The sequence below is a fragment of the Micromonospora sp. M51 genome, assembly GCF_018070305.1.
GTDB lineage: Bacteria > Actinomycetota > Actinomycetes > Mycobacteriales > Micromonosporaceae > Micromonospora > Micromonospora parva.
In genome coordinates this window covers 1-4,363 of sequence record NZ_JAGPXZ010000538.1, presented here as the reverse complement: position 1 = coordinate 4,363, position 4,363 = coordinate 1, and the positions used below count along the sequence as shown (strand labels likewise).

Genomic DNA, 4,363 nt, shown 5'->3' with positions numbered 1-4,363 from the left:
AGGGGGTTACCAGGTAGCTGCCGAGCAGGGCGCTGGTCAGCGTGCCGACCATCGCGCCGGCCACCACGCCGGCGGCGCCCCGGGGCACCTGCGGGGCCAGCCGCGGCCACGGCAGGACGGCGTCGGTGAGCCGGGCGACGGTGAGCGCGACACCGCTCGCGGTCAGGCAGACGGTGATCGCCTGGGTGCCGGCCGGGATGCGGCTGAGCACGATCAGGGTGCCGAGGGCCACCACCCCGACCACGATGAGCAGGGTGGCACCGAGTGAGTCGGTGACCCGGACCCGGTCGACCCGGCGGACCAGCTGGCCGAGCACCGCGGCGAGGAACCCGCCGACGGCCAGGTATCCCAGCGGTGCCAGGCCGGCGACGTCGGTCCGCACCGCGGCGGTGTCGGCCAGCGCCGCGACCACGGCGCTGATCCCGGCGACCACCAGCAACGCCGGCGGGCGCATGGCCATCGTCCAGGCGAGCACGAACAGCAGTTGGACGCCGAAGACGATGGCGGCGAACGGCAGCCGGTGGCCGGGGCCCGACGTCTGCGCACCGAGCACCAGGCCGACGCCGAGCAGCGCGGCGAAGCCGGCGATGGTCAGCGCCAGTTGGCGGTGCACCTCGACCGGGGGGATGACCTCCTCTTCCGGCTCGTCGACCTCGTCTTCGGATCGGCGGGCCGGCTCACCGGAGCGACGGGCCCGGCGGGGCCCACCCCGTTCGCGGCGATCGCCGTCGGTGGTGGCCGGACCGGTACGCGGCGCGGGCGGTTGGCCGCGCGTCGGTGCGGCGGCCGGGCCCGGTTGGGACCCAGCGGGCCACGATTCACGGCCGGCCTCGGGCGAGGTGGAGGGAAACACGACCCGATCGTGCCAGACCGACCGCCCGCCGCGGTGGTCACGGGTTTCAGCGACGTTAAAAACCAGGCCACGATCAGGGGCAAGATAGACAAACAGGATTTGGCCTGACGGTGCGGCCGAGGCGATCAGTTACGCTCAACGCGTTACCCGCCCGTCAGCGACGCCGGGACCACGCAATTTCTCAGCGCACTCCCCGACGAGTGCGACTGGTCGCGTGCGGCCTCGCGCCGCCGGGACGGAGGTGATCGTGGAGATCCTGCTGCTGGTGACCGCACGTGCAGGGGAACCGTCGGCTGTGCTGCCGGCACTCGACCTGCTGCCGCACTCGGTCCGCACCGCGCCGCGCGACGTTCGCACCCTGGTCGCGGGCCCGAGCCCGGACGCGGTGATGGTGGACGCCCGATCGGAGTTGAGCGAGGCCCGGGCGACCTGCCGGATGCTGCACGCCACCGGGCTCGGCGTGCCGCTGGTCGCGGTGGTGACCGAGGCCGGTCTGATCGCGCTCAACGCCGACTGGGGCGTCGACGACGTCATCCTCGCCTCGGCCGGCCCCGCCGAGGTCGAGGCACGGCTGCGGCTGGCGGTGGGCCGGCTCAGCAACGCGACCGCCGGCGCGGGCGGCTCGATCCGGGCCGGCGAGTTGACCATCGATCCGGACACCTACGCGGCGAAGCTCAAGGGTCGCCCGCTCGACCTCACCTACAAGGAGTTCGAGCTGCTGAAGTTCCTGGCCCAGCACCCGGGTCGGGTGTTCACCCGCGACCAGCTCCTGCGCGAGGTCTGGGGCTACGACTACTTCGGCGGCACCCGCACGGTGGACGTGCACGTCCGACGACTGCGCGCCAAGCTCGGCTCGGAGTACGAGTCGATGATCGGCACCGTCCGCCAGGTCGGCTACAAGTTCGTCGTTCCGCCGTCGCGGTCGCTTCCCGAGGCGGAGCACGCCCCAGTGCCGGTCTGATTCGCGGACCACCCCGGGCGATTTCCCATATGCCCTTTTTGCGCAGCTTGGCGGCTCTATTCTGACTGCCGGGTTTGTCGGAGAAAGGGGCGATGGTGCGCGCACTGAACACGGGGGCGACGGGCCGGCGTGACCGGCGGGCCGGGCGGAAGTCGTGACGGGGGGCAACTCCACCGCGCGGGCCGCGGGGATAGTGACGCTGGTGGTGGCGGGCCTGCTCGGCTCCGCGTACGTGCTCGGCCGCAGCCTCGTCCCCGACCAGACGCCGCCGCACACCGCCGGCGTCACCACGAACGCCGACGGGCCGCACTACGCCGACCAACCCAGCGTCGGTGAGCCGGGCGCGACACCGGGCGCCAGCAGCAGCGCCGGCCCGGTCGAGACCGGCCAGGACGGATCCGGGCGAGACGCCGGAGGCGACAAACTGTTCGGCGCGCACTCCACCACCGGCACGCCGCGGCTCGCGTTGACCTTCGACGACGGGCCGGACCCGCGCTACACCCCGCAGGTCCTCGCCCTGCTGCGCGAATACGACGTGCGCGCCACGTTCTGCGTGGTCGGCGAGAACGCGCAGAACCACCCCGACCTGGTCCAGTCGATAGTGGACGACGGGCACACGCTGTGCAACCACTCCTGGCACCACGACGTCGGCCTGGGCGCCCGGTCGGCCGACGCGATCCGCTCCGACCTGCTTCGCACCAACGCAGCGATCCGGGCGGCGGTGCCGAACGCCCCGATCGTCTGGTACCGCCAGCCGGGCGGGGCCTGGACGTACCCGGTGGTGTCGACGGCCCGGCAGCTCGGCATGACCCCGCTGCACTGGTCGGTGGACCCGTCGGACTGGGACCTGCCCGGCGCCAACAAGATCACCGCGACGGTGCTGAGCCAGGCCGAACCGGGCTCGGTGGTGCTGCTGCACGACGCCGGTGGGGACCGGCAGGGCACGGTGGACGCGCTGCGCCAGATCCTGCCCGACCTGACCGCCCGCTTCGAGCTGGAGGCCCTCCCCACCGACCCGACCTGAGCCGCGGCTTTGCGGCGACGGTCCGGGCGTCACGACACGCAGCGGATACGGTGGCGGAATGAGCAGCGCGGAGCCGACCAGCGACCAGGTGACCCGGACCGACCGACTGGCGGCGGCGGAGATCGCCGACGTACTGGCCCTCGCCAGTTCAGCGGGTGACACCGACGGGGCGGACCCGCTCGACGAACACGTCCTGCTCCGGCTGCGCGACCCCGACGCCGCCGCCGTGCACCTGATCGCCCGTGCCGACGACGGCACCCTCACCGGGTACGCGCACCTGGACACCACCGACCCGGTCGACGGGATCGGGGTCGAGCTGGTGGTGCACCCCGCGTACCGGCGACGGGGCACCGGCCGGGCGCTGGCCCGGGGCGTACTCGCCTCGGCCACCGGGCCGCTGCGGGCGTGGGCGCACGGCGACCACCCGTCGGCCGCCGCGCTCGCCGTCGACCTCGGCTTCACCCGGGCCCGGGTGCTCTGGCAGTTGCGCCGACCGTTGGCCGCCCCGCTGGGTGAGCCACGCCTGCCCGACGGGGTGACGCTGCGCGCGTTCCGACCTGGGGCGGACGACGCGGCCTGGCTGGCCCTCAACGCGCGGGCCTTCGCCGAGCACCCCGAGCAGGGCCGGTGGACGTCGGACGACCTGCGGGTCCGCCTCGCCGAGCCGTGGTTCGACCCGGCGGGCTTCCTGCTCGCCGAGGAGACAGCTACCGGCCGGCTGCTCGGTTTCCACTGGACCAAGGTGCACGAGCGGCCGGGGTCGGCCCGGATCGGCGAGGTGTACGTGCTGGGGGTGGAGCCGACCGCGCACGGCGGCGGGCTCGGCCGGGCCCTGACCACCGCCGGGCTGGCGCACCTGCGGGACAAGCGCGGCCTGGACCGGGTGATGCTCTACGTGGACGACTCGAACACCGGGGCCGTCGCGCTCTACGAGCGGCTGGGCTTCGCCCGCTGGTCCGCGCACATCAACTACCACCTGGGCTGACCGTCCGCCGTCGCGCCGAGCGGGTCACCGGCGGGTAACGGCCGGGCGTCGGCGACATAACAGCGAACCGGAAATATACCCATACTTCCGACAGGTGCATCCCGGTTCACTTAACGGACAACTCACCCTCAGCGAGCGGTCACCTCAACGGCCGTACGTGTTCACCTCGCGTTCACTTGCGACCGGCGAACCGGCTACCTGGCACTTCTAACTTTCGTGTCAGCCGGTCAGTGCCGGTCCTCGGGCCCCGGATCGGGGCGCCAAGTCAGACGCGAAGGGAAACCCCTCAGGTGAAGCTCCAGCGGTACGGCGCGATTGCCGGCCTCGCCCTTGCTGCGACGCTCGGTCTCAGCGCATGCGGCTCGGACAACAACGAGCCCGCCTCCGGCGCCAGCGCTTCGGGCTCGGCCGCCGCGGTCGACTGCGCTACCGGCACGCTGAACGCCCAGGGCTCGTCGGCGCAGAAGAACGCCATGGCCGAGTGGATCAAGGCGTACCAGCAGAAGTGCCAGGGTGTAACGATCAACTACGAGCCCAGCG

General features: G+C 72.8%; 4 protein-coding genes and 1 pseudogene. 4 read left to right on the top strand and 1 reads right to left on the bottom strand.

The window, feature by feature from the left end:
* A partial coding sequence (locus KBX53_RS23970) for a hypothetical protein (RefSeq protein WP_210861759.1) occupies window positions 1-853 on the bottom strand: 853 nt, incomplete at its 3' end.
* Window positions 854-1,094: 241 nt separating this feature from the next.
* Between KBX53_RS23970 and KBX53_RS23965 the strand changes: the two genes are divergently transcribed.
* From KBX53_RS23965 to KBX53_RS23950, 4 genes and pseudogenes are all read left to right on the top strand, one after another.
* Window positions 1,095-1,814, top strand: coding sequence for a response regulator transcription factor (locus KBX53_RS23965; protein ID WP_209444464.1), 720 nt, complete (start codon window positions 1,095-1,097; stop codon window positions 1,812-1,814).
* A gap of 154 nt (window positions 1,815-1,968) precedes the next feature.
* Complete coding sequence (locus tag KBX53_RS23960) at window positions 1,969-2,838, top strand: polysaccharide deacetylase family protein (protein ID WP_036410602.1); 870 nt, start codon at window positions 1,969-1,971, stop codon at window positions 2,836-2,838.
* Between the two features lie 58 nt (window positions 2,839-2,896).
* Entirely contained in the window at window positions 2,897-3,823 is a 927-nt protein-coding gene (gene mshD / locus KBX53_RS23955; RefSeq protein WP_030327776.1) for a mycothiol synthase, read from the top strand.
* 290 nt (window positions 3,824-4,113) lie between these two features.
* Window positions 4,114-4,363 (top strand): annotated as a pseudogene (locus tag KBX53_RS23950) (phosphate ABC transporter substrate-binding protein PstS); the annotation flags it as partial.